Below are 26,765 nucleotides of genomic sequence, written 5' to 3'. Positions count from 1 at the left end.
CGGTGCCGATTGTCAAGAATAGCCGGGCTTGAACCGCAACGCCGCCGACACAGGAAGGTGACGACGTGGTTACCGGTGAAACCGGTTTCGGGGACGTGACTTTCGGCGGGCCAGCCGCCCGATGAGGGACGCCCGTCGCAGGTTCGGCTCTGCGGCAGCGGCTTTGGCGTAAAAAATGTCCGTTAGCTCCGTCGCCGTCGTCGCCCGACCGGTGCGCGCGGACGCCCGGTGCGACCAGCACCGAGGCTCCGACACCGGAGCAACGGGTGGTTTGCCGAGCTTCCCGCGTTGATGTCAGTAAGGTCACACCGCTCGACACGGAGTGCGTCTTGCACACAGGTTTATTAGAATTCCGTAAGGTTAGTGAGAGTTCTTTATGTACGTAAGCCGCGATTAGCCACGGAGCAGGTTGTGAACACGGATCGTTTCGACGCCGTCATCGTAGGCGCGGGCTTCGGCGGCATCGGGGCCGCGATCCAGCTCAAGCGCCTCGGGTATGAAAACTTCGTCATCCTCGACCGCGAGGACGACCTGGGCGGCACCTGGCACGTCAACCACTACCCGGGCATCGCCGTCGACATCCCGTCGACCACGTACTCGTACTGGTTCGAGCCCAAGCCGAACTGGTCGCGGCTGTTCGCGCCGGGCCGCGAGGTGAAGCAGTACGCCGCGGACGTCGCCGACAAGTACGACGTGCGTCGCCACATGCGGTTCAACTCGACGGTGGAAGGCGCCCAGTGGGACGAGGACGCCGAAGTGTGGCGGGTGGCGCTGGCTGGCGGCGAAACGTTGGCGACCCGCTTCCTGATCACCGCGACGGGCTTCCTGTCGCAGCCGCGCATGCCGGACATCCCGGGGATTGCGAGCTTCGAGGGCAAGGTGGTCCACACGACCGCGTGGGACCACGACTTCCGGTACCGGGGGCGCCGGATCGCGGTCATCGGGACCGGGGCGTCCGCGGTGCAGGTCATCCCGGAGTTGGCCGAACGCGCCGCGGAACTGACCGTCTACCAGCGCACCGCGACCCATGTGCTGCCCAAGTTCGACTTCGGGTTCCCCCCCGCGGTGCGGCGCCTGTTTGCCCGGGTGCCGGCGGCGCAGCGCGGGCTGCGGTGGGTGACCGACATCCTCCTCGAGATCATCATGATCGTCTGCGCGCTGCACGTGCGGGAGTTCCGCGGGCGGGGGAACATTTCGGCGGCTGACCTGGCCAAGATCAACCGATTCCGGTGGATCCGGGACAAGGAGCTGCGCGCCAGGTTGACGCCCGACTACGACCTCGGCTGCAAGCGGCCCACCTTTTCCAACGAGTTCTACCGGGCGTTCACCAAGCCCAACGTGCACCTGGAGACCAACTCGATCGCGCGGATCGAGGCGGACGGCATCGTCACCGTCGACGGGCGCAAGACCGTCATCGACACCCTGGTGCTGGCGACCGGCTTTGACCTGTGGGAGGCCAACTTCCCGGCCATCGAGGTGGTCGGGCGCAAGGGGCGCAACCTGGGCAAGTGGTGGCGGGAGACCCGGTTCCAGGCTTACCAGGGCGTCACCATGCCGTACTTCCCCAATTACCTGAGCCTGGCCAGCCCGTTCGCCTTCTCCGGACTGTCCTTCTTCCACACCATCGAATACCAGATGCGGCACATGGATCGCCTGCTCGGCGAGGTCAAGCGCCGCGGTGCGACCACCTTCGAGGTGACCGAAGAGGCCATGGAACATTTCATGGAGCGGATGACCAAACGGCTGGACACTTCGGTCTTCTACGCCGGTAACTGCGCCACCTCGCGCTCGTACTACTTCAGCCCCAGTGGTGAGGCGTCGCTGCTGCGGCCCACCTCGACATTGAACTCAGTGCGGGAAGCCGCGACGTTCCCCCTCAGCGACTACGCGATCGCCTAGCGTCACAATCGCCACACCAGCCCCGGCACGGGAAGCGGTTGGCTGTTTGCCCGCCTCTGAGCGACAACTTGGGTGCGCCGCCGGATTGTCGCTGTGAGGCGGGCAAAGAGCGCGTCACTGCTCGAAGAGGCTGGTGTAGCGAATGTGACTGTCGGGTGGGCCATTCCGCCGTTACGCCGGCGGCATCAGCACCGTGTCGATCATGTACACCGTTGCATTGGCGGTGGGCACGCCGCCGCAGACCAGACCCGCGTTGTTGACCTTGAGGCCGTTGCCCTGCCCGGTGACGGTCACGTTCGCGCCCTGAACCGTCTTGTGGGAGCCGGCGACCCTGGCCGGGCTCAGCTGCCCCGGCACCACGTGATAGGTCAGGATGCTGGTCAGCAGATTGGAATCCGTCTTCAGCTGGTCGATCGTCTGTGCCGGCAGCTTGCCGAATGCGGCGTCGGTCGGCGCGAAGACCGTGTACTGGCCGTTGTTCAGCGTGTCAACCAGGTTGACGTTCGGGTTCAGCTTGCCCGACAGCGCCGAGGTCAGGGTGCTCAGCGCCGGATTGTTGGACGCCGCTACCGCGACAGGAACCTGCGACATTCCCTCCACCGATGCCGGGCCGTTGGGGTGCGCGGCCGCGTAGTCGGAGCACCCGGGACCCACGAGATCGGCCGCCGCCGCGCTCGGCGCGGTCACCACACCCAGACCCACCATCGCCGCGACCGCGAATCCCTTCGCCGCCACCGACGTCCGTTGTGCTTTCATCGCGTTTGACTCCTTCGATTGGTCCGACATTTGATGAGTGATTCGGAGCCCGAACACCTTCGGATGGGTGCCGGGAGAAAAGTTTCAGCCGTACGTGAACGAATACACCTGCAGCCCTTGGTCGGGGTGGACCTCGAGCGTCCCCGACTGCGGCTGCTCGCCGGAGACGATCTGGTGCGACGTAGGCGGCCCGGAGATCGGGATCGCGACGGACCGTCCGTCGCGGGTCACCGTGAGGGACCCGGCGCCGCCGACGACGATGTAGACATTCTTGGCGTGGTAATTCAGCCTGATGCTGCACTGGGTGCCCGCGGCGGTGGCGCCCTGGTAGTCCAGCGACCAGGGGCCTTTCAGGGCGAAGCTGTCAGCGGCCAGGGCGGGCGGATAGTCGAAAGTGGTTGTGCCTTCGTCGTATAGCCCGCCGCCGCCATAGTTGACCACCTTGCCGACGCCGAAGTAGGTCTCGGGCGTGGTCTTGTCTGGCAGCGTCGAGCGGCTTACATCCGCTGGCGGTGGCAGCTTTTCCCCGGGGTGCGCGGCCACGATCAGCTGTCTGATCAGATCTTCGGTGACGTTGTAGTCGCCCTCGCCGAATTTGATGTGACGCACCTGGCCGGTGGCGTCGATCAGATACTCCGCCGGCCAGTAGCGGTTGCGGTAGTTCGTCCACGAGGAGTAGCCGTTGTCCAAGGCGATCGGGTACGTGATGCTCAGGTCGGCGGCGCCTTTGGCGACATTCCCGGGCACCTGTTCGAACGCGTACTCCGGGGTGTGGACCCCGATGACCTCGAAGCCGTCGCCCTGGTAGGCGTGGTACCAGCTGACGACGTGCTGGATGGCGCGTTGGCAGTTGATGCAGGAGTACGCCCAAAAGTCGATCAGCACCACCTTGCCGCGCAGGGACGCGAGCGGGATCGGTTGGTTGCCCGGCGTATTCAGCCAGCCGGCGATGCCCTTGAGATCGGGTGCCTGGCCGCAGCTTTCGAGCTCCCGGCCACCGTCGCTGCAATTCGACAGCTGCGCGTTCTGGTCGTTGACGATGCCGCCGAGGTTGAGCTTCTCCCGGACGGCGCGATCGGTGGCCAACCGTTGTTGCAGCCCGCTGGTGTAGTCGGGAACCGCCCGTTGCAGAACCGCGGGAACGTTGAACACCAAACCCACCGCGAGCACGATCATCACGATCCCGGCCGCGACCCGGATCTGCCGCTGCCGCTGCCGGAACGCTCCGACCCGCTGTGCCACCCGATGGCCCGCCAACGCGAAGACCAACAACGGCAGTGCGGCACCCAGCGCGAAGGTGCCAGTCAGCACCACGGTGCGCAGGCCGAGCGGAGCGGTGGCGCCGGCCACCACGATGGCGGCGAGAATGGGCCCGGCGCACGGGACATACAACACGCCCAGCGCCAGGCCGAGACCGAATCCGCCGCTACCAAAGCCCAACTGCTTCTGGGGGATACGCGCAAACGGGCGCTCCAGCAATTGCTCGACCCGCGGGAAGATCAGGCCGAGACCGATGGCAACCAACGCGGCCAGAGCGAACCAGCGGATGGCGTCCTGCGGCAGGTGTACCAGCGACAGCAGTGTCGAGCCCGCCAACGTGACCGCCGTGAAGCTGAGCACCAGACCGCCGATGACCAGGTAGGGGCGCGCACTGCGCTGCGGCCTTACCGCGACGTCCACGCCCGCAGGGTTATTAGCACCGCCCTGCGCCCCGGCGAAGAAGATGACCGGCAGCACCGGCAGGATGCACGGCGATACGCCGGTGATGAGGCCTCCGACGAAGCCGATCAGCGCAAGGGTGAACATGAAAGTCATTCGCTGCCAAGGGCGCCGCGGATTGGTGCTGCCGCAAAGAAAACAGCCCGGCCGAAGCCGGGCTGTTCATCCCCTGATCGGCAGGCGAGCTCACTGGCCCGGCGGCATCAGCACCATGTCGATCATGTACACCGTCGCGTTGGCGGTGTGCACCCCGCCGCACACCAACCCGGCGTTGTTGACCTTGAGGTCGTTGCCCTGACCGCTCACGTTCAGCTTGGCGCCCTGCAGGGTGACGTGGTCACCATCGACCTTGGCCGGGCTCTCCTGCCCCTGCACCACGTGATAGGTCAAGATGCTCTTGAGTAGCTGCGAGTCGGTCTTGAGCTTGTCGATGGTGGCCGCCGGCAGCTTGTCGAACGCGGCGTTGGTGGGCGCGAAGACCGTGTACTGGCCGTTGTTCAACGTATCGACCAGGTTGACATTCGGGTTCAGCTTGCCCGACAGTGCCGAGGTCAGGGTGGTCAGCATCGGGTTGTTGGACGCGGCCGTGGCGACCGGGTCCTGCGCCATCCCGGCGACCGACCCGGGGCCGCTAGGGTTCTGCTTGGCGTAGTCGCCGCAGCCCGCACCGATGAGGTCGGCCGCCGGATCGGCCGCGGCCGGCGCCGCCATGCTGCTGGTGACCGTGGCCGAGCTGCTGCTGGTCATCGGTTCGGACGCCGACTTGTTGTTCGAACACGCCGAGAAACCAACTACCGCAATCGTCGCCAGCCCTGCCGCGGCGATTGTCCTGCCCCGAACGTTGATCATCGCGTTTGCACTCCTTCTCCATGGGCGGCCCGTAGCACCGCCTTTCGACCGGACGGGAGTGATTCGGAGACGACGCGGCCGCGGACGGGTCAGAGTCGAGATTCAGCCGAGGGGCAACGCGGCCAGGATCGTTCCGGTCGGCTGCGGCGACCCGCTACCGGGTTCGACGGTGAACGCCAGGGTGGTGGACGATCCGAGGTTGGTGAGCGTCGCGGTGGTCGACGGCGCCACGGCCGCCGGGCCCATCGTCCCGGCCGACGTCGGGCCTTTGTCGCTGAGCAACCACATCTGGTAGACGGTCCCGGGTTTCGGCGGTGGGACGTTGTTCATCACCAGCACACCGGCGTTGCGGTCGTGGGAAAAGACGACGGTGGCAGTGCCATTACCGAGCGGGCCGGAAACGGTGCGCACGTCCCGGGCCGCGAATACCTGCTCGGCGATGGTCGACGGCGGGTTCGGACGCATCAGGATCCCGACGCCGAATGCGGCGGCGCCGACCACCACCGCCGCCGCCGCGGCCGCCAAAACGGCGGTGCGCCAACGGTATCTGCGCTCATCGCTCGCAGGTATCGCCGCCAGCGTCGCGGCCCGTAGGCGCTCCGGCGGTTCGACGGCCGTCGTCGCCGCGACGACCGCCATCGTCTCGCGGACGGCACGGACTTCGTCGTCGAAGGCCGCCGCCACCGATCGTGGCGCGGCCGCCAGCCGCCGCTCGATTTCGGCGCGTTCCTCGCCCGACACGGCATCCAACGCGTATGGCGTTGCGAGCTCCAGCAATTCGAATTCGTTCGGTTCGGTCATGACACTTCCAGGCAGTTACGCAAGGCGCGCAGCGCGTCGCGCATGCGTGACTTGATCGTCGACAGATTCGCGGCCAGCCGGTCCGACACTTGGCTGTAGGTGAGTCCGTCGTAGTAAGCCAACTGGATACACTCCCGCTGCGTGTCGGTCAACGCGCCCAGGCATTCGGCCACGCGGCGGCGCTCGTCACCGGCGATCGCCGAATCGGCGACCACGTCACTGGCGGGGTCGGCGCTGGCCGCGGCGTAGCGGGAATCCCGCCTGCCGGACGCTTCCTCGGTCCGCACCCGGTCGACGGCCCGCCGGTGCGCGATGGTCATCAGCCAGGACAGGGCCGAGCCCCTGCCGGCGTCGTAGCCCGATGCCGTCCGCCAGACCTCGCAGTAGACCTCTTGGGTGGTCTCCTCGCTGTAGCCGGGATCGCGCAGCACCCGCATCACCATTCCGTACACGCGACTCTTGGTGAGGTCGTAAACCGCGGCGAACGCGTCGCGGTCCCCGCGCGCGACCTTGTGCAGCAGCGCGTCCAGGTCCTTGCTGGGCGTGGGCGGTCCCGTCATCGATCGGTAGCCTAGCGCCAGGCAGCTGTCCACTCCCGTAATTCGTAGCCCAAGACGGGGCGGACGATTCGAGCCCCGGCTAGATGAGTTGGGCGAGCGTGGTGACGGCGATGAGGGCCAGCACGGCCGTTCCGATGATGTGAACCTGGCGCCGGGGCGTGAGCCGCGTCGGCAGTGGCCGCCGCTGCAGCGTGTGTTGCCGCCGGACGGCGATCACGAACGTTGCGAGGGCTACGGCGCCGGCCAGGGCGGCCGGGATGAATGCGGCCGGCCCGACGGAACCGTGCAGGTTCTTGGTCATCAGCAGGGCGCCGTTCGCCAGGAACGCGAAGGACGTTCGCGTCCAGGCCAGCGTCGTCCGTTCGGCCTGGCTGCCGTTCAACCGATGACCGCCTTGGCGATCACCAATCCGAGCGCGATGAGCCCCACCATGGTCAGACCCACGGCGAGGTAGGTCGGTGAGGGCTGGCGGGGCAAGGGGGCGCCGCGGCGCATGGCGCCATCCGCCTGCCGCCAGCGCAGCAGCCCCATCCCGCTGGTGAGAATGGCCAGCAGCGCGAGCCCCACGCCGAGCGCGCGGCGCGCGCCGGGGACGCCGAGCTCCGGGACCAGTTGCACGACGGCGACCGCCGCGGCGAGCAGCCCCAGCGCGGTGCGCTGCCAGGCCAAAAACGTCCGCTCGTTGGCGAAGGTGAGCCGGTAGTCGGGCTCGTGCTCGTCGGCGCTGTCGGTGTCGGCCACGGGGCACATCGTTGCATGATTGCGCGTGTGGTCAAGGCGCTGTTGTTCGACGTGCAAGGCACGGCGACGGACTTTCACTCGACCGTCTGCGACGAGGCGCGGCGGATCAGCGCCGGCCGCCACCCGGAGGTTCATTGGCCCGACGTGGTGCGGCGTTGGCGCGCAGGCTACTTCACCGCGCTGGAGGACGCCCGAAGCCGGCAGACCGGATGGGTGTCGGTGCACTCGGTGTACCGCCGGGCGCTGGACGGTTGCGGCGTCCCGCTTTCGGAGGCCGAACGCGACGAACTCACCCTGGCCTGGCGGCGGCTGAAGCCGTGGCCGGACGCGATCCCGGGGCTGACCCGGCTACGAACCGCCTACACGCTGGCCACGCTGTCCAACGCCGACGTGTCGACGGTCATCGAGATCTCCAAGCGCGCGGGCCTGCCCTGGGACGCCGTCTTCGCTGCGGAGATGGCCGGGGTGTTCAAGCCCGACCCGGCGATCTACCGGATGGCCGCCACCTACTTGGGCCTGGAACCCGGCGAGATCATGATGGTGGCCAGCCACAAGTACGACATCCGCGCCGCGGGCCGGCTCGGGTTCCGGACCGCCTTCGTCGCGCGGCCGCTGGAGTTCGGCGTCGACGGCGAGGCCGACGTCGAATATTCCGCCGAGTTCGACGTCAACGCGTCCGACTTCCTTGACCTCGCAGGGCAACTCGGCTGCTGATCAGCGGTGCGCGGACCCGGTCAGGGGTTGGCCGTTGGCCGACTGCAGTAGGCAGATGACCGTGCTGGGCGTGGGATTGGCGCCGGTGCGATCCTGATTCGAGTCGATCAGGTAGGTGATCGAAAACGGGCTGCCGGCAACGGGTCGGCCCGTATAAGGGGCGAATCCTTCGTTGCAGTCCTTGTTGGCGACGATGGCGACGGCTTTGTCCACGGCCATCGGGGCACGCAGATATACCTCGGCCAAATGCGCTGTGGCACAGTCGACGACGGTGACCGTCACGCGGCTCAGGTCGATCGGCGGTAGGTCGGCCACGCACTCGCCGGTCTGCAGGTCGATCCACTTCTCGCTGTGCGAGATGGTGGGGGCGGCGTTGGCGGTGGCGCAGGCACCCAACATCGCCGCGGCGGTCAGGCCGCATACCGCATGAATGCCACGCATGCAGTGAGTTTAGGCACCCGTCAGCGCCGGGTCGGGCTTTTCCGAGGACATCGACAGGAATCCGCGCGCGCAGCGCGCGGCCAGCAGCCAGTTCGCCGGCTTCTTCATGTCCAGGCCGCCGAGGAGCTGTTTGATCATGGTCAGCGTGTCGAAGTAAATGCGTTCGCAGACAAGCGTTTCGGCCTCGTCGAAGACGAAGTACGCCGTCATGCGGACCCGGAACCGGCTGCCGGTGGGCGGAACCTTGCCCAGGTAACCCAGATGCGTGCCCATCAACCAGAACTCGACGATCACCGCGTCGGCGCTGTGCCGCAGCGCGATGATCTCGTGGTCCTGGTCGGGAAACGCGGTCCGCGTGTAGGCGTAGTAGTCGCGCACCGCTTTGTCGCCGTCGTGCACGATCATCTGCGGGATCAGCTCGTAACGCGGATGCGGGAAGGTCGACAGCACGTCGTCCCAGTCCTGGCGGACCTCGTCGTGAAAGTGGTCGAGCACCAGCTTCTCGCGGGCGGCCAGCACCTCCGGCGGGGGAAACGCGGGGATCGTCATGACGACTAGGTTAGGCCCGGATTTGATGTCGCATGCGCTATCAAATTTGAAAGTGCGCACATGCTTCCGGGCTGCGCGCTAGCCCCGCGGCGGGGTCCAGGCGACCGGCAGGGCCTTGATGCCGTGGATGAATTGCGACAGCAGCCGCGCGGGTTCCTCGACAGCGACGATGTCGGGTATCTCGCGGCGCAACTCGTCTAAGACCACCCGGATCTCGCGGCGGGCAAGGTTGGCGCCCAGGCAGAAATGGGCGCCGCCGCCGCCGAAGCCGAAATGCGGGTTGGGGGTGCGCGCCACGTCGAACAGCCAGGGGTTGGCGAACGTCGACTCGTCGCGGTTGGCCGAGTTGTACCACAGCACGGCCTTGTCGCCCTCGGCCAACTTGGTGCCGCTCAGCTTGAAGTCGCGGGTCAGGGTCCGCCGCATGTAGACCACCGGCGAGGCCCATCGCACGATCTCCTCGACGGCCGTGGGTGCCAGCCGGTCGAAGTTGGCCCACCACTTGTCGCGCTCGTCGGGGAAGCGGGACAGGGCCAGCACGCCGTGGCTGATCGCGTTGCGCGTCGTCTCGTTGCCGGCCACCACCAGCAGGATGAAGAACGACGCGATCTCGGCCGACGACAGCCGTTCGCCGTCCACCTCGGCTTCGACCAGGCTGGTGGTCAGGTCGTCGTGGTGATTGACGCGGCGGTCCTCGGCGAGCGCGGTGGCGTACGCCCCGATGTCCATCGAGATCTTGAGGAATTCGTCGAAGTCGGTGGTCAGGTCGGGGTCGCCGAACCCGAGAATCACGTTGGTCCAGTGGAAGATTCGCTGATGGTCTTCCTCCGGAATCCCCATCATGTCGCAGATGATCTGCAGCGGCAGCGGCCCGGCGAGCTCGGTGACCAGGTCGGCTTCCCCGTTGGGGTGGTTGGTGATCAGCGCCGAGACCAGCCGGCGGGCCCGCTCGCGCACCGACGCCTCGATGCGCGCCACCACCTTTGGGGTGAACGCCCGGCTGACGATCGAGCGCAGCCGTTGGTGCCGCGGGTCGTCGAGCACGATCATCGAGCCGAAGTATTCGGCGATCTCCGGCGCGTTGTCGTTGACCGTGATGTTCGGGGTGCTGCTGAAGATCTCCGGATGACGGCTGGCGAAGTGCACGTCGTCGTGCTTGGTGAGCGACCAATACCCGTCGCCCGCCACGAATCCCTCCATCTCGATCGCGGGCCAGAACGACAGGGGGGCCTCGCGGCGCAAGGTCGCGAAGGCGCCGTCGCGGAAGTCGTCGTCGAGACCCCAGAAGTCCAGCGAGTCGAGGTGGATCTCGGACAGCGGCACCTCCGGTGGTGGCGCCCCGTTGGTTCGCGTCGCAATACCCGTCTTGAGGCTCACCGATTACCTCCTAGGAAACCCGTTAGTGCGTACACACGGTCCTGCCGCCGGCCGATTGCGCGTCGGCGACAACGTTGCCGTCGAGCAGGATGCGGCAGCGGATGGGGCCCACCCCCTGCGCGCTGATCAGGAACACCTGACCCCCGAAGGAGGTGAATTCCGTCGACCAGGGCAGCGGCGCGTTGACCTGGTGCAGTTGACCGGTGTCGGTTTGATACACGAGGTACTGCGCGACCCCGGCACCGGTCACCTCGTAACGGGCGTGGGGCATCTCGGGGATCGCATGGGCCACGCCAGGAATCGTCTCCGCGCAACCGACGCCCACGGCGAACAGAAGCGAAAGCCCGCGCACATGCTTCGTCATGATTTGCATCGTGTCACCACGCGCGGTGCTATGGAAGCTTTCCGCCCTAACGAAAGCCGTTCTAGTGTGAGTCCCACGGGGGCGGCTACGGAAAGGTGAGTATGTCGGAACACGGGTCAAAGCGTGTGGTGGTCTGGGGCACGGGCTTCGTCGGCAAGATGGTGATCGCCGAAATCCTCAAGCATCCGCTGTTCGAGTTGGTGGGGGTCGGCGTCAGCAACCCCGACAAGGTCGGGCGCGACGTCGGCGAGATCTGCGGGCTGCCCGAGCCGACGGGCATCATCGCTACCGACGACATCGACGCGTTGATCGCGCTGAAGCCCGACGCGCTGGTGCACTACGGCCCGACCGCGATGCACGCCAAGGACAACATCGCGCTGATCACCCGCTTCCTGCGGGCGGGCATCGACGTGTGCTCGACGGCGATGACCCCGTGGGTGTGGCCGACCATGCACCTCAACCCGCCGAACTGGATCGCGCCGATCACCGAAGCCTGCGAGCTGGGGGAGTCGTCCTGCTTCACCACCGGCATCGACCCCGGATTCGCCAACGACCTGTTCCCCATGACGCTGATGGGCCTGTGCTCGGAGGTGCGCCGGGTGCGGGCCTCCGAACTGCTGGACTACACCAACTACGAGGGCGATTACGAAGTCGAGATGGGCATCGGCCGCGAGCCCGAATACAGCCCATTGCTCGAGGACTCCAACATGCTGATCTTCGCGTGGGGCGCCACCGTCCCGATGATCGCCCACGCGGCCGGCATCATGCTCGACGAGATCACCACCACGTGGGACAAATGGGTGACGCCCACCGAGCGCAACACCGTCAAGGGCGTGATCAAACCCGGGCATGTGGCGGCCGTTCGGTTCACCATCAACGGAATTTACAAGGGCGAGACCAGGATTCAGCTCGAACACGTCAACCGGATCGGCCTCGACGCCGCCCCCGACTGGCCCTCCGGCCACGACAACGACGTCTACCGGGTGGAGATCGAGGGCACGCCGAGCATCTTCCAGGAAACCGCGTTCCGGTTCACCGATGGCTCGGGCCGCGACGCGGCCACGGCCGGCTGCCTGGCGACCGGGATGCGGGCCCTCAACGCGGTGCCCGCGGTCAACGAGTTGCGGCCGGGCTGGGTCACGCCGCTCGACCTGCCCCTGATCGCCGGGGCGGGCAACATTCGATGACCGGCGCACAGCCTGCACATAGGTACCGCAGAGACTCGGTACAGGTTTGCCCGACACAATGACGGCTAGCCTGGTTGCGAATTGCTGAAGTTTAGGTTGGGACAGATGGCCGATGGAGCAGGGACCGCGCTGGGCTTGTCGATCGGCACCACCAACCTGGCGGCGGTCGCCGCGGGCCAGGCCATCACCCGCAAGCCCGTCCTGACGCTCTATCCGGAGCGCGCGCCCGAGGTCGGCATCCCCGCAGAAAACCCGCGGCTCAACCAGCCGGGCCTGGTGATCACCGGGTTCGTCAACCGCATCTCCGATCCCCGCGGCGTGGTGGCGGCCGACGGCTCGGTGCACCGCAGCGAGGAATTGATCGCCGACGCGATGCGGGCGCTGGCCTACGCCGTGACCGGCGGGCGCACCCTGCCCGAGAGCGTCGGCGTCACCTATCCCGCCCACTGGCCGTCCCCGGCGGTCGACGCGGTGGGCGCCGCGCTGAGTTCGGTGGCCGAATGGTCCAACCGGGCGCGGCCGCTGATGCTGATTCCCGACGCCGCGGCGACGCTGCTGGCCGTGCGAACCACCCCCGGCATACCGGCCCGCGGGACGGTGGCGGTGTGCGACTTCGGCGGCAGCGGCACCAGCATCACGTTCATGCGCGCGGACGGCGATTATCAGGCGCTGGCCCCGACCGTTCGCCTGCACGATTTCTCCGGCGACCTGATCGACCAGGCGCTGCTGAGCGCCGTCATCTCCGACATGCCGAGCACCGCCGGCTTCGACCCCGCGGGCACCGTGGCGATCGGGTCGCTGAGCCGGCTGCGCACGGCATGCCGAAGCGCCAAAGAGGAGCTGTCGTCGACCACGGCGACCACGCTGACCGACGGGCTGACCGGCGAAGTGCGGGTCACCCGCGACGAGCTCGACGAGGCGATCCGCACCCCGCTGGACAGGTTCGTGGCCGTGTTGGAAAACACGTTGGCGCGCAACGGAATTCAGGACCTGGTCGCCGTGGTGTCCGCCGGCGGCGGAGCGAACATCCCCGCGATCACCACCACGCTGTCGCAGTACTTCCGCGTCCCGGTCATCACCACGCCGCGCCCGCAACTGACGGCGGCCACCGGCGCCGCGCTCCGGGCGGCGCACGGCCCCGGCGAGAGCGCCGCGACGGCGTCGGCGCCGGCCGCGTCCGCCACGGCGACGGCAAGGGCCGTCCCGGGCAGCAGGCCCCCCGAGGCGACCGCGACGGCGCAGGCGGCGCCCGCCTGGCCCACCGCGGGTGCCGCGGCCGTGCAGGCGTGGTCGCAGACCGGCAAGCAAGCGCAGGTGGCATCCGATTCGCAGGCGACCGCCTCCCAGGCGGCGTCCCCCGCCGACGAGCCCGCCGCCGATTCCGCTGGCGAGAAGCGCAAGCGCCGCCTGTTCCGGCTGCCGGTGATGGCGGGTATCGTCGGCGCCGCCGCGGCGCTGGCGCTGGTCGGCACCGCGGTCACGATCGGACTGACCTCGGCGAACAAATCCGCGACAACCCCGGCGCCGGGCGTGACCAGCAGCCAGGTGCCCGCGCCGCCGGCCAACACCGCGACCGCTCAGGCGCCCCCGCCGAGCGAAGAGGCGCCGGCGCCCTCGACGACCGACACCAACCCGCCCGCGCAGACCGAGACGCCGTCGACCAGCGTCCCGTCAGCGAAACCTCAACATGCACCGCCGCTCGCTGCCGCGCCCGTGCGTCCGGCGATCCCGCAGGTGCCGCCCATCCCGGCGGTGCCCGGCCTGAACGAACCCATCCCGGGGCTGGACCGGATCAATCAGATCATCCAGGGGATCGGGGGCGACTTGGGCATCAGCGGGATCCCCCAATTGGGCCCTCAGCTGGGAACGACCCGGTAGGTCAGTCCTTTTCGCCCTTGTTCTCCGCTTTGGCGGCCTCTTTGAGCTTCTCGTTGAGGGCCTTGTCCTTCTCGATCTGCTCCTTCAGCGCTTCCTCGTCGCGGCCCTCATCGCCTTTGGCTTGCTCATCGGAACCGGCATCGGAACCGGCATTGTCCGGGACTTCGTGCCTGGGATTGCCGTCCTCGTCCAGCCAGTCGTTGACGGCGGTACCCGAAACGCTGCCACCAGTACCGGGCAGCACGATGGTGGCCTTTTCCTTGTAGGCCTCCATCATCTCGGCGGCCTTCTTTTTGTCGTCCTCGTCCGGCTCTGGCTTTTCCGTCAGCTTTTGATCGGTGTCCTGATCGGGTTCCTGATCCTGATCGGTGTGCTGGTCGGCCGACTTATCGTCCTGCACGCTCATGCATCTACCCCCTCGCAATCGCAGGTCGCGATTTGCACGGGTTACCCGCTGTGGCGTTGTGTCGAAACTCTCATCAGCCGAATCGTTCGCGCTTGACCAGCTCGACCAGCGCAAGCGGAATCCGCATCGGCTCGGGTGCGCTTGACAGTTGCGCCGCGACCGCGCCCTGAAGTTGCTCGACGAATTCGCCGGCCCGAGCGTCGCGCACCCCGTCATCCAGCCCGCGCACCAGCGCGGGGAACAGCGCCGCGCGGGCGAAGGCCGCCCACTGCGCGCCGAACGTCTCGGCGTCGCGGTCGGCCTGGAACCGAACCCAGAATCGGTCCTCGGCGTTGAACGTCTCGAGATGGTCGATGGTCAGGCCCTCGAAGCGCCCGGTGGGCGCGAACGGGGCGCGAAAGTCCTTCTCGCTGCGGGCAAATGTGGGAATGGTCATCCGCCGCAGCTCTTCCTGGCGCAGCAGGCCGTCGCGGACCTGTTGACCCAGCGCCGTAAGCATCGCGTCGAGCAGCGTCGGGAACCCCGATGTGCCGTCCTCGTCGAGGGCGATCGTCATCACCACCAGCCGCCCGTCGGGGGCCAGTTCGCGGCCGCGAAAGGCCACGAAGTTGTGCCAGTCCAGGGCCGCCCGGTCGGCGTATGCCGCGCGCGCCGCGTCGTCGTGGCTGTAGGAGATGTGCAGGTGATCGTGCACCTCGGCGGGCATCGTGCTCAGCCACTGCGCCGCCCACGACGACCAGCCCAGGTTGACCGTCTTGGACGGCACGATCTGGTCGTAGAACGAACGGCCGATCGACGACGCGAACGTCGCCGCGTCCAGGTGCAGGTAGCTCTCCGGGTCGTCGGACAGGGTGTGAAACAGCGCCGAGAAGTCGTTGTCCGGAATGTCGGTGTGCGCCACCAGGATTGCGTGGTCATGCCGGGTGCGCCGACGCAGGATCGCGATCGCCGCCGACATCGGCTTGAGCGAATTGTGCCCGTTGGCGGCGCCGTAGTCGGCGATGACGATGGGCTGCGGGGGCTTGGGCAGCGGCACCTGCTCGGCCGCCCGCTCGAACAACGCGATGGCCGGGCCCAACCCGGCGGCCTGCAGCCGCGACGACTGGGTGTAAACGGGCTCCGGCCGAACCACAATGCTCGATTCGGGCATCCGAGGCTCTGGCCGCATGGCCCAACGATAGTCGTCAGGTCGGCTTCGGGTAGCTGACGCCGGTGAGCTGCTCGGAAAGCTCCCAAAGTCGTTGGCAGTCAGCCTCGTTGCGGGCCCGCTCGGGCACCTTGGCCAGCCGGACCCCGCCGCCGGCGGCCTCGTAGAAGCCGCGGGGGCCGTAGAACGCGCCGCCCTGGGCGTGCGGCGCCGCGGCGGCGTAGAGCGCCGGGAGGATGCCCTCGTCGATCTCCTGCCACAAAAACGGTGTGAAGCGCCAGGACGCCTTGTACAGCCGCTCCATCAGCGCGGGCTTTTCCCGCCCGTGCGAGGGTCCGGCGATCTGCAGGTTGGTCTTGGTCAGGCCGGGGTGCGCGGCGTTGGACATGATGCCCCAGCCGGTCGCCCGGCTGCGCCGATCCAGCTCGAGGGCGAACATCAGCACCGCCAGCTTCGACTGGCCGTAGGCCGACATGGCCGCGTAGGACTTCTCAAACTGCGGGTCGTCGAAGTGGATCTTGCCGCTTTGGCGGGCGGCCAGGCTGCTCAGCGAGACGACGCGCGCCTCGCCCGCCGCGCGCAGCAGCGGCAGCACGTGCCCGGTCAGGGCGAAGTGCCCGAGATGGTTGCTGCCGAACTGCAATTCGAAACCGTCGGCGGTGGTGTCGCGTTCGGGCGGCGTCATGACGCCGGCGTTGTTGATCAGGATGTCGATCGGGCGGCCCTCGGCGTTGAGTTGTTCGCCCAGCGCGGCGACCGAGGCCAGCGACGACAGGTCCAGCGACTTGATGGTGACCTTGGCGTCGGGGACCGTGTCGCGGATTTGCGCGATCGCCTTTTCCCCTTTGCCGCGGTTGCGGATCGCCATCACGACGTCGGCGCCGGCGGCCGCGAGCCGCCGGGCCAGGCCGAACCCGAGGCCGCTGTTGGCGCCGGTGACGATTGCCAGCTTGCCCGACAGGTCGGGCACCGTGGCGACAAGATCGTTGGCCATGCGTATCGCTCCCTTCGTGTGCGCCCCGTCATAGTGTGCTCTTTGTGTCGGCTCGTCGGCAGCGCATCCGTGGCTGGGCGGCCGCGTTGGCCGTCGGCGCGCTGCCCGCGCTCTCCTTTCCCGCACCGTCGTGGTGGTGGCTGGCCTGGTTCGGCCTGGTGCCGCTGCTGCTGTTGGTGCGGGCCGCACCTTCCGGATGGGATGCGTGCGTGCGGGCCTGGTTCGGCGTCGCCGGATTCGTGCTGGCCACCGAGTACTGGCTGGTGACGTTCGCCGGCCCGTTGCTCGCGGTGATGGCCGCCGGCTTCGGATTGCTCTGGCTGCCGTGGGGGTGGTTGGCGCACCGGTTGCTGTCCGGGCCGGTCAGCCCGCGGCGCACGGCCGCCGCCATGGTGGTGTTGCCCAGCGCGTGGGTGGCGGGCGAGGCCGTGCGGTCCTGGCCACCGTTCGGTGGGTCATGGGCGTCACTGGGCGCGTCGCAATCCGCTCAGCCCGGCACGCTGGCGTCGGCGTCGCTGGGCGGGGTGTGGTTGACGAGTTTCCTTGTCGTGGCGGCTAATACGGCTCTGGTCGGTGCGTTGGTGCACCGTGACGTGTCGGGCCGGCTGGTCGCGCTGGGGTGCGCGGCGGCCTGTGCGGCTATCGGCCCGGCCTGGTACCTGCTGGGCCTGTCGCCCGCCGGCGGCGCCACGGTGCGGGTGGCGCTGGTCCAGCCCGGCGACATCGCCGACTCCGGCGCGCGCCAGGCCGCGAGCGAGGAGCTCACCGCGTCGGTCGCGGGTCAGCGGCCGGACCTCGTGGTATGGGGGGAAAGCAGCGTGGGCTCCGATCTTGCCGGTCACCCGGAGGTCTTGGCGCGGCTCGCCGAGCTGTCGCGGCGGGTGGGGGCGGACCTCTTGGTCAACGTCGATGCGCCCGCGCCCGGCGGCGGGATCTACAAGTCGGCGGTGCTGATCGGGCCGGGCGGACCGTTGGGCACGTACCGGAAGACCCGGCTGGTGCCGTTCGGCGAATACGTCCCGCTGCGACCGGTTTTCGGCTGGATCACCCGTCACAGCAGGGCCGCGGCCGAGGATCGGCAACGCGGGACAGGGCCCGTCGTGTTGCACGCCGGCGCCCTGGGGATCGGCCCGTTGGTCAGCTACGAGACCCTGTTCTCCGACCTGGCCCGCCGGGAGGCGCAACTCGGTGCGGAGCTGCTGGTGTATCAGAGCTCCACGTCGTCATACCAGGGGACTTGGGCGCAGCCGCAGCTGGCCGCCCAGGTGGCGGTGCGCGCCGTCGAGGCGGGCCGCCCGGCCGTACACGCCGGATTGTCCGGCGACAGCTCGGCCTTCGACGCGCGCGGCCACCGGCTGGCGTGGTGCCCGTCGGGCTTTCGGGGGGTGACCGTGGTGAGCGTGCCGCTGGGATCGCGCGTCACGCCCTACCAGCGGCTGGGGGACTGGGTGCCGATGCTGGCCTTCGTCGTCCTCGGCTTTGCGCTGGTGCGCTGGCAGCGCCCCGTCCGCGGTGCCACACTGCTCGGATGAACAGCATGCGGCTCGCCAAGATATCGCTGGCCGGCGCAGTCGCGCTGATGGTCGTGTCGGTCGGCGGCTTCATCGTCGCCCTGGTGCTCAACGCGTTCTTTCTGGACAAGTACAACGCCTACGGGGAGGTGCCCGTCCCCGGCTCGGGCACCCTCTACCTGCCCGCCGGTGACGTCACCGTCAGCCTGCACACCGTCGTCATCAGCAGCCCCGACCGCGGACTGCCGGTGCCTCCGCTGGGGGTCACCCTCGCGCCGCCCGACGGCGTCACGCAGCCCGTGTTGACCGAAAGCATCGGGACCACGACGACGGTCAACAACGATGCGCACGTGCGGGTGTGGGTCGCTCGGATCGCGGCCAGCGGCACCTACAACATCACCACCGACGGCCAGGTGAACGGCTATATCGACCCGCGATTGGCCTTCGGGCACAAGACTTCCGCCGGCTTCGCGGTGTGGTTGTTCGTCGGGCTGTTCGTGGTGGGGCTGGCCGGTTCGGCGCTGTCCGGGGTGTGGCTGGCGCGCACCCGCCGCCAGGCGGTGGTGGCGGCCAATCTGCCGCGGCCGTGACGGGCGCGGGTCTCGAACGAATCGGTGACTCTCGTTTTTGATATCACCCGCGATATCAAAAACGGCGACCGCATGGTGGTCCGGGACTGGTGCCGGTGTGGCGGATGTGGCGGCACGGGCCGGGCGTGGCCCCGCGGGCCGGGCGGGCCGCGCGGGCCGGGCGTGGCTCAGTGGCCGCGGGCCACCCACTCCTCGTAGTGGACGATCTCGTCGCCGATGGTGGTGCTGTCGCCGTGGCCGGTGTGCACCACCGTCTCGCCGGGCAGCTTGCCCAGCCGCTCGGAGATGGACTGCAGGATCGTCGGAAAGTCCGAATACGAACGGCCGGTCGCGCCCGGGCCGCCGGCGAACAGCGTGTCGCCGCTGAACACGACGCCCAGGTCATGCGAATACCAACACACAGAACCCGGGGAGTGGCCCGGGGTGTGCAGCGCCCGTAGCTCGGTCCCTCCTACGCTCAGCGTTTCGCCATCGGCCAGCGAACGAAAGTCGTTGTCCGGATGGGTCATTCGCCACAGCACTTCGTCGGCGGGATGCAGGAGAACCGGCGCGTCGAGGGTCTTGCCGAGTTCCGGCGCGACCGTCACGTGGTCGTTGTGGCCGTGGGTGCAGACGATCGCGACCACGTGCCTGCCGTCCACGGCCTCGACGATCGGTGCCGCGTCGTGGGCGGCGTCGAAGACCACCACATTCGAGTTGTCGCCGATCAGCCAGATGTTGTTGTCGACTTCCCAACTGCCGCCGTCGAGTTCGAAGGTGCCGTGGGTGACCACCTTCTGAATCTGGACCATCAGAGCATCACCACCGAACGCAACACCTTGCCGCCGTGCATCTTGTGAAAAGCCTCCTCGACGTCGTCTAGCCCGATTCGCTCGGAGACAAACTTCTCCAGGGGCAGCCGGCCCTGCAGGTAGAGGTCGATCAGGGTGGGAAAGTCGCGTTCGGGCAGGCAATCGCCGTACCACGACGACTTCAGCGACCCGCCGTGCGAGAAGAAGTCGATCAGCGGCATGTCGAGCTTCATGTCGGGCGTCGGAACACCCACCAGCACAACGGTTCCCGCGAGGTCGCGGGCGTAGAAGGCCTGCTTCCAGGTTTCGGGCCGGCCGACGGCGTCGATCGCGACGTTGACACCGAACCCGTCGGTGAGGTCCTGGATCGCCTCCACGACGTCGGCCTGGCGGGCGTTGATGGTGTGGGTGGCGCCGAACTTGCGGGCCCAGTCCAGCTTGGTGTCGTCGGTGTCGACGGCGATGATGCGCCGGGCGCCGACCAGCGCGGCACCGGCGATCGCGGCATCGCCGACGCCGCCGCAGCCGATCACCGCGACCGTATCGTCGCGGGTGACGCCGCCGGTGTTGATCGCCGCGCCGATGCCGGCCATCACCCCGCAGCCGAGCAGGCCCGCGACGGCGGGGTCGGCGGCGGGATCGACCTTGGTGCACTGGCCGGCGTGCACCAGCGTCTTGTCGGCGAATGCCCCGATGCCCAGTGCGGGCGTCAGCTCCGTGCCGTCGGTCAGCGTCATCTTCTGCGCGGCGTTGAAGGTGTCGAAGCACAGGTGCGGGCGGCCGCGCTTGCAGGCGCGGCACTGACCGCAGACCGCGCGCCAGTTCAGGATGACGAAGTCACCGGGCTCGACCGCGGTCACGCCGGGACCGACCGCCTCGACCCGGCCGGCGGCCTCGTGGCCGAGCAGGAAGGGGTATTCGTCGTTGATGCCGCCCTCGCGGTAAGTCAGGTCGGTGTGGCACACCCCGCAGGCGATGATGTCCACCAGGGCCTCGCCCGGTCCGGGGTCCGGGACGACGATGTCCACCAGCTCGACGGGCTCGCCCTTTTTTCGTGAAATCACGCCGCGCACTGTCTGACTCATGGCCACCAACCTACGGTGTACCGTCGCTGAGCATGACGGCAGCCGAGACAGGTGAGGAATTCGCCGGACGAATCGCCGCGGCCATCGACGGCGCCAGCCTGACGCTGTTGCTGAGCATCGGGCACCAGACCGGGCTGCTTGACACGATGGCGGGGCTGGCCGCAGCAACCAGCGCGCAGATCGCCGAAGCGGCCGGTCTCAACGAGCGCTACGTGCGCGAGTGGCTGGCGGGCATGACGACCGGGCGCGTCGTCGACTACGACCCCGACTCCGCCACCTACTCGCTGCCCGCGCACCGCGCCGGCGTGCTGACCCGTGCCGCCGGGCCGGACAACCTGGCCCTGGTGGCCCTGTTCGTCCCGCAGCTCGCCGAAGTCGAACAGAAGATCATCGATTGCTTCCGCGAGGGCGGCGGCCTGCACTACAGCGAGTTCCCCCGGTTCCACGCGCTGATGGCCGAGCAGAGCGGCGTGGTCTACGACAACGCGTTGGTCGATGTGGTGCTGCCGCTGGTCGACGGCCTCGTCGAGCGCCTGCGCTCGGGCGCCGACGTGGCGGACTTCGGCTGCGGCAGCGGGCATGCGGTCAACGTGATGGCGCGGGCGTTCCCGGCCAGCCGCTTCACCGGCATCGACTTCTCCGACGAGGCGATCGCCGTCGGCGCCCGCGAGGCGACTGACCTCGGCTTGGCGAACGCGACCTTCGAGAGCCACAACCTGGCGGAGCTGGACAGGCGGGACGCCTACGACGTCATCACGGTGTTCGACGCCATCCACGACCAGGCCCACCCGGCGCGGGTGCTGGAGAACATCCACCGCGCCCTGCGGCCCGGCGGCGTGCTGCTGATGGCCGACATCAAGGCGTCGAGCCGGCTCGAGGACAACGTCGGCATCCCGATGAGCACCTACCTGTACACCACGTCGCTGATGCACTGCATGACTGTGTCGCTGGCGCTGGACGGCGCGGGGCTGGGCACCGCCTGGGGGACACAGCTGGCCACCGCGATGCTCGGCGAGGCCGGGTTCGACGACGTCCGGGTGGCCGAGATCGAGTCGGACCCGATCAACAACTACTACATCGCTCGGAAGTGATGCGCGGCCACGACGCCCTTGAGGCCGTAGCCGATTGGCCGGTCGAGGCCGCCGCCGCGGCGGTGATCGGACCCGATGGGGTGCTGGCCGCCCACGGGGATACCGAGCGGGTGTTCGAGCTGGCCTCGGTGACCAAGCCGCTGGTGGCCCGCGCCGTGCACGTGGCCGTCGAAGAGGGTGTCGTCGACCTGGACACCGCCGCCGGCCCGCCGGGCGCCACGATCCGCCACCTGCTGGCGCACGCGTCAGGCCTGGCCCTGCACAACGATCACGTGCTGGCCGCCCCGGGAGCGCGGCGCATCTACTCCAACCACGGCTTCACCGTGCTGGCCCAGGTCGTCGAGCGCGAATCCGGCATCGAGTTCGGCCGCTACCTGGCCGAAGCGGTCTGCGAACCGCTGGGCATGGCCGCCACCCGGCTGGACGGCGGCGCGCCGGCCGCGGGATTCGGGGCCACGTCGACGGTGGCGGACCTGGCGGCTTTCGCCGTCGACCTGCTGCGCCCGTCCACCGTGTCGGCCGAACTGCACGCCGAGGCGACCACGGTGCAATTTCCCGGTCTGGACGGTGTGTTGCCCGGCTACGGCGTGCAGCGGCCCAACGACTGGGGGCTGGGTTTCGAGATCAGGGACGCCAAATCGCCGCACTGGACCGGCGCCCGCAACTCGCCGCGAACGTACGGCCATTTCGGCCAGTCGGGCGGTTTCATCTGGGCAGATCCCGAACGTGACCTGGCGCTGGTGGCCCTTACCAACCGCGATTTCGGGGAGTGGGCGCTGCGGCCCTGGCCGGCGATTTCCGATGCCGTGATAGCCGAATTCGGCTGATGGAAAATGCACACTAGCGCAACACGGGTATCACAAGGCACAATAGACACGCACGACACACAAAATAGTTAGCAGATCCTGCTTGTAGGTCCGCCAGGTCGTTGGGGAAGACGTCCCTCGCGGAACCGAAGGAGCAGGATATGCGTGCGTCGAATCAATTCGCCGACGTCACCACGGGCGTGGTGTACGTGCACGCCTCGCCGGCAGCGGTATGCCCGCATGTCGAGTGGGCGTTGTCGTCGACCCTTGGGGCGAAGGCGAACCTCACGTGGACGCCGCAGCCGGCCATGCCCGGACAACTGCGCGCAGTCACCAACTGGGTCGGACCGGTCGGCACCGGCGCCAGGCTGGCCAATGCCCTGCGCTCCTGGTCCGTGCTGCGGTTCGAGGTCACCGAGGACCCCAGCCCCGGAGTGGACGGCCAGCGGTTCAGCCACACCCCGCAGCTCGGCCTGTGGAGCGGGGCGATGAGCGCCAACGGCGACGTCATGGTCGGGGAGATGCGGCTGCGGGCGCTGATGGCGCAGGGCGCCGACACCCTGGCCGCCGAGCTGGACACGGTCCTGGGAACGGCTTGGGACGACGCCCTCGAGGCGTACCGCGACGGCGGCGAGGTCGGCGAGGTGACCTGGCTCAGCCGGGGAGTCGGCTAGCTCTCCGGAGACCATTGAGCGACCGCCGAATTTGATATCGCGGGCGATATCAAATTCCGCGAGCTGCTATTGGTCGTCGGCTCGGCGTAAAACCTGTAGCGCGCCCGGAACCGCGCTGATCTCCGCGGGCAGCGGGCAGGCGAAGTCGCCGTCGGCGTAGACGTTGATGCCCGGGCACTCGATGTGCACGGACTTGGCCCGCGTCGTGCTCACCTCCGAGAGATTGACGTGGGTGCCTTTCATCACGGTGGGGAACAGGCGGACCAGCTTCGTCCGCGACGCGGAGTGCACCATGGTGATGTCGAGCAGGCCGTCGGTGTGATCGGCGTGGGGACAGATCAGCATGCCCCCGCCATAGCTGCGGGTGTTGCCGAAGGCGGCCAGCGTCATGTCGGCGTCGATCTCTCGCGTCCCGTCCAGCACCATGCGAAACGGCAACAGCCGCAACTGCGATAGCTCGGCGAGCATCGCGAGGTAGTACCGCAACCGCCCGTCCGGCCAGGTCATCCGGTTGGCCCGGTCGGTCACCAGGGAGTCGAATCCGGTGGCCGCCACGGTGCCGAACCACTTGTCGACGCCGCTTTCGCCGCGGATCCGGCCCAGGTCGATGGTTTCCGTGCAGCCGTCGACGATGATGTCCGCGGCTGCTTCCGGATCCTTTGTGGGGAGCCCGAATTCGCGAGCGTGGTCGTTACCCGTTCCCGCCGCCACGATGCCGATAGGGATGTCGGTGCCCGCGAGCACTTGCAGCGCGTTGGAGACGACGCCGTCGCCGCCGGTCACCATCACCGCGTCGGCGCCCTTTTCCAGTGCCGCGCTCACCAGGTAGCGCGCGTCTTGCGCGTCGTCGCCGATGATCTCGACGACCTCGACGCCGTGGTGGTGCAGCCGCGCGATCGCCCGCTCCGCCGCCCGGATCGCGGCGCCGTGCCCCGAGACGGGATTGGTCAGCGCGATCACTTTCGCGACCTCGCGCCGGTTCATGGAATCAGCTTGCCGGGGTTGAGGATTCCGGCCGGGTCCAGGGTCGCCTTGACCGCGCGTAAGACTTGCACCCCCAGCTCGCCAACCTCGTCGGCCATCCAGGGCCGGTGGTCGGCGCCGACCGCGTGGTGGTGGGTGATCGTGCCGCCGGTGGCCATGATCGCGTCGCACGCCGCCCTTTTCGCGGCCTTCCATTGTTCGATCGGGTTGCCGCGCTGGCCGGCGACGACGGTGAAGTACAACGAAGCACCGGTGGGGTAGACGTGCGAGATGTGGCACATCACCAGCGCCGGTGTGCCGGTCTCGGCCAGCGCCTCGGTGAGGGCTTGCGTTACAGCGGCTTTGAGCGCGGAAATATTGGACCAGTCGGTGGCGGTCTCCAGCGTCTCGCAGAGCGCGCCCGCCGAGAGCAGCGAATCGCGCAGATACGGCGCGCCGTACCGGCCGTGTTCCCACGCCCGCGCCGGCGCTGCGCCCAGCGACGTTGCGCCGTGCGCCGCCAGCAGGGCGCTGGTTTCGGCGTGCCGGCTCTCGACGTGCTCCTCGGTGCCCTCGAACACCGTGATCGCCAGGCAGCCGCCGGTGATCTGACTTTCGCCGATCGACTCGGTGGTGGCCAGGTTGACTCCCGTCTCGGCCTCGTCGGAAAGCCGGATGACGGTGGGGCCGGTGGCAGTCTGGGTGACGGCGCGCACGGCGGCGGCCCCGGTCTCGAAATCGGGGAACGACCACGCTTCGTGGCGAACGGCCTCCGGGGCGCGGTGCACGCGCAGCCGCACCTGGGTGATGACGCCGAAGGCGCCCTCGGAGCCGATCATCAGCTGGCGCAGGTCGGGGCCGGCGGCGGACTCGGGGGCGCGGCCCAGGTCCATGGTGCCCACCGGGGTCACGACGCGCAGGCCGCGCACCATGTCGTTGAACCGGCCGTAGCCCGCCGAGTCCTGCCCGGACGAGCGGGTCGCGGCGAAACCGCCGATGGTCGCGTATTCGAAGCTCTGCGGAAAATGCCCGAGCGAAAAGCCTTGGGCGCCAAGCAAACGCTCCGCGTCCGGACCGGTGACGCCGGCTTCGAAAACGGCCTGGCCGGACACTTCGTCGAGGGAGATCAGCCGATCGAGGCGGCGCAGGTCGAGGGACACCACGGCTGGGAACTCACCGCGAATGGGATCCAAACCGCCGACCACGCTGGTGCCGCCGCCGAAAGGAACGACGGCGATGCGGTGGTGGGAGCAGTAGCGCAGGATCGTGGCGACGGCATCCTCGTCACCCGGCAGCAGGATGGCGTCGGGCGCGTCCTGCACGCCCGCGTCCTTGCGGCGCAGCAGGTCGATCGTGGACTTGCCGCCGGCGTGCAGCAGCCGATCCCGGTCGTCGGTACGGCAATATGCGGCTCCGACGAGCTCGGCCAGCGCGTCGCGATGCGCCTGCGACAACGCCGACGGGCGCACGCGCACCTGATCGAGTTCGAGTTCGGCAGCGGCGGAATCCTGCACGCCCACAGCCTGTTTCAGCAGCGCCCTGATCCCCTCGGAGAGCGGCTTGGCCGCCGCGGGATCTCCCCACGCGTTCCATTTCATCGGGGGCAGGAGGCGCTCGGGTTGCGTCATGCGTTACAGTATTACACATGCTGTCAATCAGTAACGCTCAAGCGCCGGTGGACACGGGAGAGCGCATCCTCGCGGCGGCGGCCAGCTGTGTGGTCGATTTCGGGGTAGACCGTGTGACCCTGGCCGAGATCGCCCGGCGGGCGGGCGTCAGCAGGCCGACCGTGTACCGGCGTTGGCCGGACACCCAATCGATCGTGGCGGCGCTGTTGACCCGGCACGTCACGGAGGTGATGCGGGACGCGCCCCTGCTCGGTGACGACCGGGAATCGCTTGTGCGACAGATCGTTACGGTGGCCAACCTGTTGCGCCAGGACCGGCTCGTGATGTCCGTGCTGCATTCCGAGCTCGCGCCGATCTACATCACCGAGCGCCTCGGGACCAGTCAGCACATGCTGATCGACGCCCTCGCCGCCCGGCTGCGAGTCGCCCAGCGCAACGGCAGCGTGCGCGCCGGTGACCCGGTCCAAATGGCGACCATGGTGTTGCTGATCGCCCAGTCGACCATTCAGTCGGCGCAGATCGTCGAACCGCTCCTGGACGCCGAAACGCTGGCCGGCGAACTCGCCTACTCGCTGAACGGGTACCTGTCGTGATACCCGACCCCACCGCGCTCAACGCCGCCCGCCGCACGGCCGACCTGACGGCACTGGCCGACGGCGAACCGCTGGACGTCATCGTGATCGGCGGCGGCATCACCGGCGCCGGCATCGCTTTGGACGCCGCGTCGCGCGGATTGCGGGTGGCGCTGGTGGAAAAGCACGACCTGGCCTTCGGCACCAGCCGCTGGAGTTCCAAGCTGGTGCACGGCGGCCTGCGGTACCTGGCGACCGGCAACGTGGGGATCGCCCGGCGCAGCGCCATCGAACGCGGAATCCTGATGAGCCGCAATGCCCCTCATCTCGTTCATGCGATGCCGCAACTGGTTCCGCTGCTGCCGTCCATGGGCCGGGGCAAGCGCGCGTTGGTGCGTGCGGGGTTCGTGGCCGGCGACGCGTTGCGGATGCTCGCGGGCACGTCGTCGTCGACGCTGCCCCGGTCGCGCCGAATCGGGCCCGACCGCGTCGTGCAGATGGCGCCCACCGTTCGGCGTGACGGCCTGGACGGCGGCCTGCTGGCCTACGACGGTCAGTTGATCGACGACGCCCGGCTGGTCACCGCGGTCGCGCGGACCGCGGCGCAGCACGGCGCGCGGATCCTGACCTACGTGGCGGCCTCGAGGGCCACCGGCACCTCGGTGCGGCTGA

Annotated in this window: 29 protein-coding genes; 11 read left to right on the top strand and 18 right to left on the bottom strand. The window is 68.5% G+C overall.

The window, feature by feature from the left end; genetic code table 11:
- The first annotated feature begins 411 nt into the window (after positions 1–411).
- Positions 412–1,899 carry an NAD(P)/FAD-dependent oxidoreductase gene (locus tag A5697_RS02305; RefSeq protein WP_068007647.1) on the top strand — a complete coding sequence of 496 codons (1,488 nt, stop codon included), beginning with the start codon at positions 412–414 and terminating at the stop codon, positions 1,897–1,899.
- Positions 1,900–2,070: 171 nt separating this feature from the next.
- Here A5697_RS02305 and A5697_RS02300 read toward each other — a convergent pair whose 3' ends face one another.
- From A5697_RS02300 to A5697_RS02270, 7 genes are all read right to left on the bottom strand, one after another.
- Entirely contained in the window at positions 2,071–2,604 is a 534-nt protein-coding gene (locus A5697_RS02300) for a fasciclin domain-containing protein (RefSeq protein WP_231971956.1), read from the bottom strand.
- A gap of 135 nt (positions 2,605–2,739) precedes the next feature.
- A complete protein-coding gene (locus tag A5697_RS02295) occupies positions 2,740–4,461 on the bottom strand; it encodes a cytochrome c biogenesis protein DipZ (RefSeq protein ID WP_068007801.1) in 1,722 nt (573 codons plus the stop codon).
- A 99-nt stretch (positions 4,462–4,560) separates the two neighbouring features.
- The gene (locus tag A5697_RS02290) at positions 4,561–5,121 is read right to left on the bottom strand and encodes a fasciclin domain-containing protein (protein WP_369806039.1); all 561 of its coding nucleotides are present in this window, start codon (positions 5,119–5,121) and stop codon (positions 4,561–4,563) included.
- Positions 5,122–5,325: 204 nt separating this feature from the next.
- On the bottom strand, positions 5,326–6,024 hold the full coding sequence (locus A5697_RS02285; protein WP_068007643.1) for an anti-sigma factor domain-containing protein: 699 nt from the start codon (positions 6,022–6,024) through the stop codon (positions 5,326–5,328).
- Positions 6,021–6,584 carry a sigma-70 family RNA polymerase sigma factor gene (locus tag A5697_RS02280; protein ID WP_067947343.1) on the bottom strand — a complete coding sequence of 188 codons (564 nt, stop codon included), beginning with the start codon at positions 6,582–6,584 and terminating at the stop codon, positions 6,021–6,023. Before A5697_RS02280 ends, A5697_RS02285 begins: the two co-directional genes overlap by 4 nt.
- A gap of 79 nt (positions 6,585–6,663) precedes the next feature.
- On the bottom strand, positions 6,664–6,966 hold the full coding sequence (locus A5697_RS02275; RefSeq protein ID WP_231971949.1) for a DUF202 domain-containing protein: 303 nt from the start codon (positions 6,964–6,966) through the stop codon (positions 6,664–6,666).
- Positions 6,963–7,334 (bottom strand): YidH family protein, encoded by a 372-nt coding sequence (locus A5697_RS02270; RefSeq protein ID WP_068007640.1) that lies wholly within the window; start codon positions 7,332–7,334, stop codon positions 6,963–6,965. The genes A5697_RS02275 and A5697_RS02270 overlap by 4 nt, the downstream gene beginning before the upstream one ends.
- A 6-nt stretch (positions 7,335–7,340) precedes the next feature.
- Between A5697_RS02270 and A5697_RS02265 the strand changes: the two genes are divergently transcribed.
- The gene (locus tag A5697_RS02265) at positions 7,341–8,039 is read left to right on the top strand and encodes a haloacid dehalogenase type II (protein ID WP_068007638.1); all 699 of its coding nucleotides are present in this window, start codon (positions 7,341–7,343) and stop codon (positions 8,037–8,039) included.
- On the opposite strand, the gene A5697_RS02260 is transcribed toward A5697_RS02265, so the two are convergent.
- The 4 genes from A5697_RS02260 to A5697_RS02245 form a co-directional block, all read right to left on the bottom strand.
- Positions 8,040–8,438 carry a hypothetical protein gene (locus tag A5697_RS02260; RefSeq protein ID WP_369806038.1) on the bottom strand — a complete coding sequence of 133 codons (399 nt, stop codon included), beginning with the start codon at positions 8,436–8,438 and terminating at the stop codon, positions 8,040–8,042.
- A gap of 51 nt (positions 8,439–8,489) precedes the next feature.
- Positions 8,490–9,029, bottom strand: coding sequence for an ester cyclase (locus tag A5697_RS02255; RefSeq protein WP_067947353.1), 540 nt, complete (start codon positions 9,027–9,029; stop codon positions 8,490–8,492).
- Positions 9,030–9,107: 78 nt separating this feature from the next.
- Complete coding sequence (locus tag A5697_RS02250; protein ID WP_068007632.1) at positions 9,108–10,406, bottom strand: cytochrome P450; 1,299 nt, start codon at positions 10,404–10,406, stop codon at positions 9,108–9,110.
- Positions 10,407–10,428: 22 nt separating this feature from the next.
- Positions 10,429–10,770 (bottom strand): MmpS family transport accessory protein, encoded by a 342-nt coding sequence (locus tag A5697_RS02245; protein WP_197500892.1) that lies wholly within the window; start codon positions 10,768–10,770, stop codon positions 10,429–10,431.
- Between the two features lie 101 nt (positions 10,771–10,871).
- Between A5697_RS02245 and A5697_RS02240 the strand changes: the two genes are divergently transcribed.
- Together A5697_RS02240 and A5697_RS02235 are read left to right on the top strand one after the other, a co-directional pair.
- Complete coding sequence (locus A5697_RS02240) at positions 10,872–11,957, top strand: dihydrodipicolinate reductase (protein ID WP_068007627.1); 1,086 nt, start codon at positions 10,872–10,874, stop codon at positions 11,955–11,957.
- A gap of 105 nt (positions 11,958–12,062) precedes the next feature.
- Positions 12,063–13,835: an Hsp70 family protein gene (locus A5697_RS02235; RefSeq protein WP_068007624.1), complete on the top strand. Its 1,773-nt coding sequence runs from the start codon at positions 12,063–12,065 to the stop codon at positions 13,833–13,835.
- A 1-nt stretch (position 13,836) separates the two neighbouring features.
- On the opposite strand, the gene A5697_RS02230 is transcribed toward A5697_RS02235, so the two are convergent.
- The 3 genes from A5697_RS02230 to A5697_RS02220 form a co-directional block, all read right to left on the bottom strand.
- Entirely contained in the window at positions 13,837–14,241 is a 405-nt protein-coding gene (locus A5697_RS02230; RefSeq protein WP_068007621.1) for a hypothetical protein, read from the bottom strand.
- 73 nt (positions 14,242–14,314) lie between these two features.
- Entirely contained in the window at positions 14,315–15,409 is a 1,095-nt protein-coding gene (locus A5697_RS02225) for an SAM-dependent methyltransferase (RefSeq protein WP_068007619.1), read from the bottom strand.
- A gap of 16 nt (positions 15,410–15,425) precedes the next feature.
- Complete coding sequence (locus A5697_RS02220) at positions 15,426–16,382, bottom strand: SDR family oxidoreductase (protein ID WP_068007616.1); 957 nt, start codon at positions 16,380–16,382, stop codon at positions 15,426–15,428.
- 86 nt (positions 16,383–16,468) lie between these two features.
- On the opposite strand from A5697_RS02220, the gene lnt reads away from it, so the two are divergent.
- Together lnt and A5697_RS02210 are read left to right on the top strand one after the other, a co-directional pair.
- Positions 16,469–17,914: an apolipoprotein N-acyltransferase gene (gene lnt / locus A5697_RS02215; RefSeq protein WP_068007796.1), complete on the top strand. Its 1,446-nt coding sequence runs from the start codon at positions 16,469–16,471 to the stop codon at positions 17,912–17,914.
- On the top strand, positions 17,911–18,483 hold the full coding sequence (locus A5697_RS02210) for a hypothetical protein (protein ID WP_068007613.1): 573 nt from the start codon (positions 17,911–17,913) through the stop codon (positions 18,481–18,483). Before lnt ends, A5697_RS02210 begins: the two co-directional genes overlap by 4 nt.
- A 167-nt stretch (positions 18,484–18,650) precedes the next feature.
- Here the strand turns inward: A5697_RS02210 and A5697_RS02205 are convergent, their stop codons facing one another.
- Both A5697_RS02205 and A5697_RS02200 read right to left on the bottom strand, forming a co-directional pair.
- Positions 18,651–19,274, bottom strand: coding sequence for an MBL fold metallo-hydrolase (locus tag A5697_RS02205; protein ID WP_068007610.1), 624 nt, complete (start codon positions 19,272–19,274; stop codon positions 18,651–18,653).
- Positions 19,274–20,359 (bottom strand): S-(hydroxymethyl)mycothiol dehydrogenase, encoded by a 1,086-nt coding sequence (locus tag A5697_RS02200; RefSeq protein ID WP_067947373.1) that lies wholly within the window; start codon positions 20,357–20,359, stop codon positions 19,274–19,276. Before A5697_RS02200 ends, A5697_RS02205 begins: the two co-directional genes overlap by 1 nt.
- Before the next feature lie 32 nt (positions 20,360–20,391).
- Between A5697_RS02200 and A5697_RS02195 the strand changes: the two genes are divergently transcribed.
- The 3 genes from A5697_RS02195 (at position 20,392) to A5697_RS02185 (ending at position 22,930) form a co-directional block, all read left to right on the top strand.
- On the top strand, positions 20,392–21,450 hold the full coding sequence (locus A5697_RS02195) for a class I SAM-dependent methyltransferase (protein WP_068007607.1): 1,059 nt from the start codon (positions 20,392–20,394) through the stop codon (positions 21,448–21,450).
- Positions 21,450–22,277 (top strand): serine hydrolase, encoded by an 828-nt coding sequence (locus A5697_RS02190; RefSeq protein WP_068007604.1) that lies wholly within the window; start codon positions 21,450–21,452, stop codon positions 22,275–22,277. The genes A5697_RS02195 and A5697_RS02190 overlap by 1 nt, the downstream gene beginning before the upstream one ends.
- Before the next feature lie 140 nt (positions 22,278–22,417).
- A complete protein-coding gene (locus A5697_RS02185; protein WP_055405156.1) occupies positions 22,418–22,930 on the top strand; it encodes a DUF3145 domain-containing protein in 513 nt (170 codons plus the stop codon).
- 66 nt (positions 22,931–22,996) lie between these two features.
- On the opposite strand, the gene A5697_RS02180 is transcribed toward A5697_RS02185, so the two are convergent.
- Positions 22,997–23,914, bottom strand: coding sequence for a diacylglycerol kinase (locus tag A5697_RS02180; protein ID WP_068007601.1), 918 nt, complete (start codon positions 23,912–23,914; stop codon positions 22,997–22,999).
- Entirely contained in the window at positions 23,911–25,491 is a 1,581-nt protein-coding gene (locus A5697_RS02175; protein WP_369806037.1) for an FAD-binding oxidoreductase, read from the bottom strand. The genes A5697_RS02180 and A5697_RS02175 overlap by 4 nt, the downstream gene beginning before the upstream one ends.
- 47 nt (positions 25,492–25,538) lie before the next feature.
- On the opposite strand from A5697_RS02175, the gene A5697_RS02170 reads away from it, so the two are divergent.
- Together A5697_RS02170 and A5697_RS02165 are read left to right on the top strand one after the other, a co-directional pair.
- On the top strand, positions 25,539–26,114 hold the full coding sequence (locus tag A5697_RS02170) for a TetR/AcrR family transcriptional regulator (protein WP_068007596.1): 576 nt from the start codon (positions 25,539–25,541) through the stop codon (positions 26,112–26,114).
- Positions 26,111–26,765, top strand: a 655-nt coding sequence (locus A5697_RS02165) for an FAD-dependent oxidoreductase (RefSeq protein ID WP_156673070.1), incomplete at its 3' end; no start/stop codon positions are given. The genes A5697_RS02170 and A5697_RS02165, both read left to right, overlap by 4 nt.

Source organism: Mycobacterium sp. E3251, from assembly GCF_001666835.1.
In the GTDB taxonomy this organism is placed as follows: domain Bacteria; phylum Actinomycetota; class Actinomycetes; order Mycobacteriales; family Mycobacteriaceae; genus Mycobacterium.
Note: the sequence above shows the minus strand (reverse complement) of the source record. Positions and strands in the feature narration are given on the sequence as shown.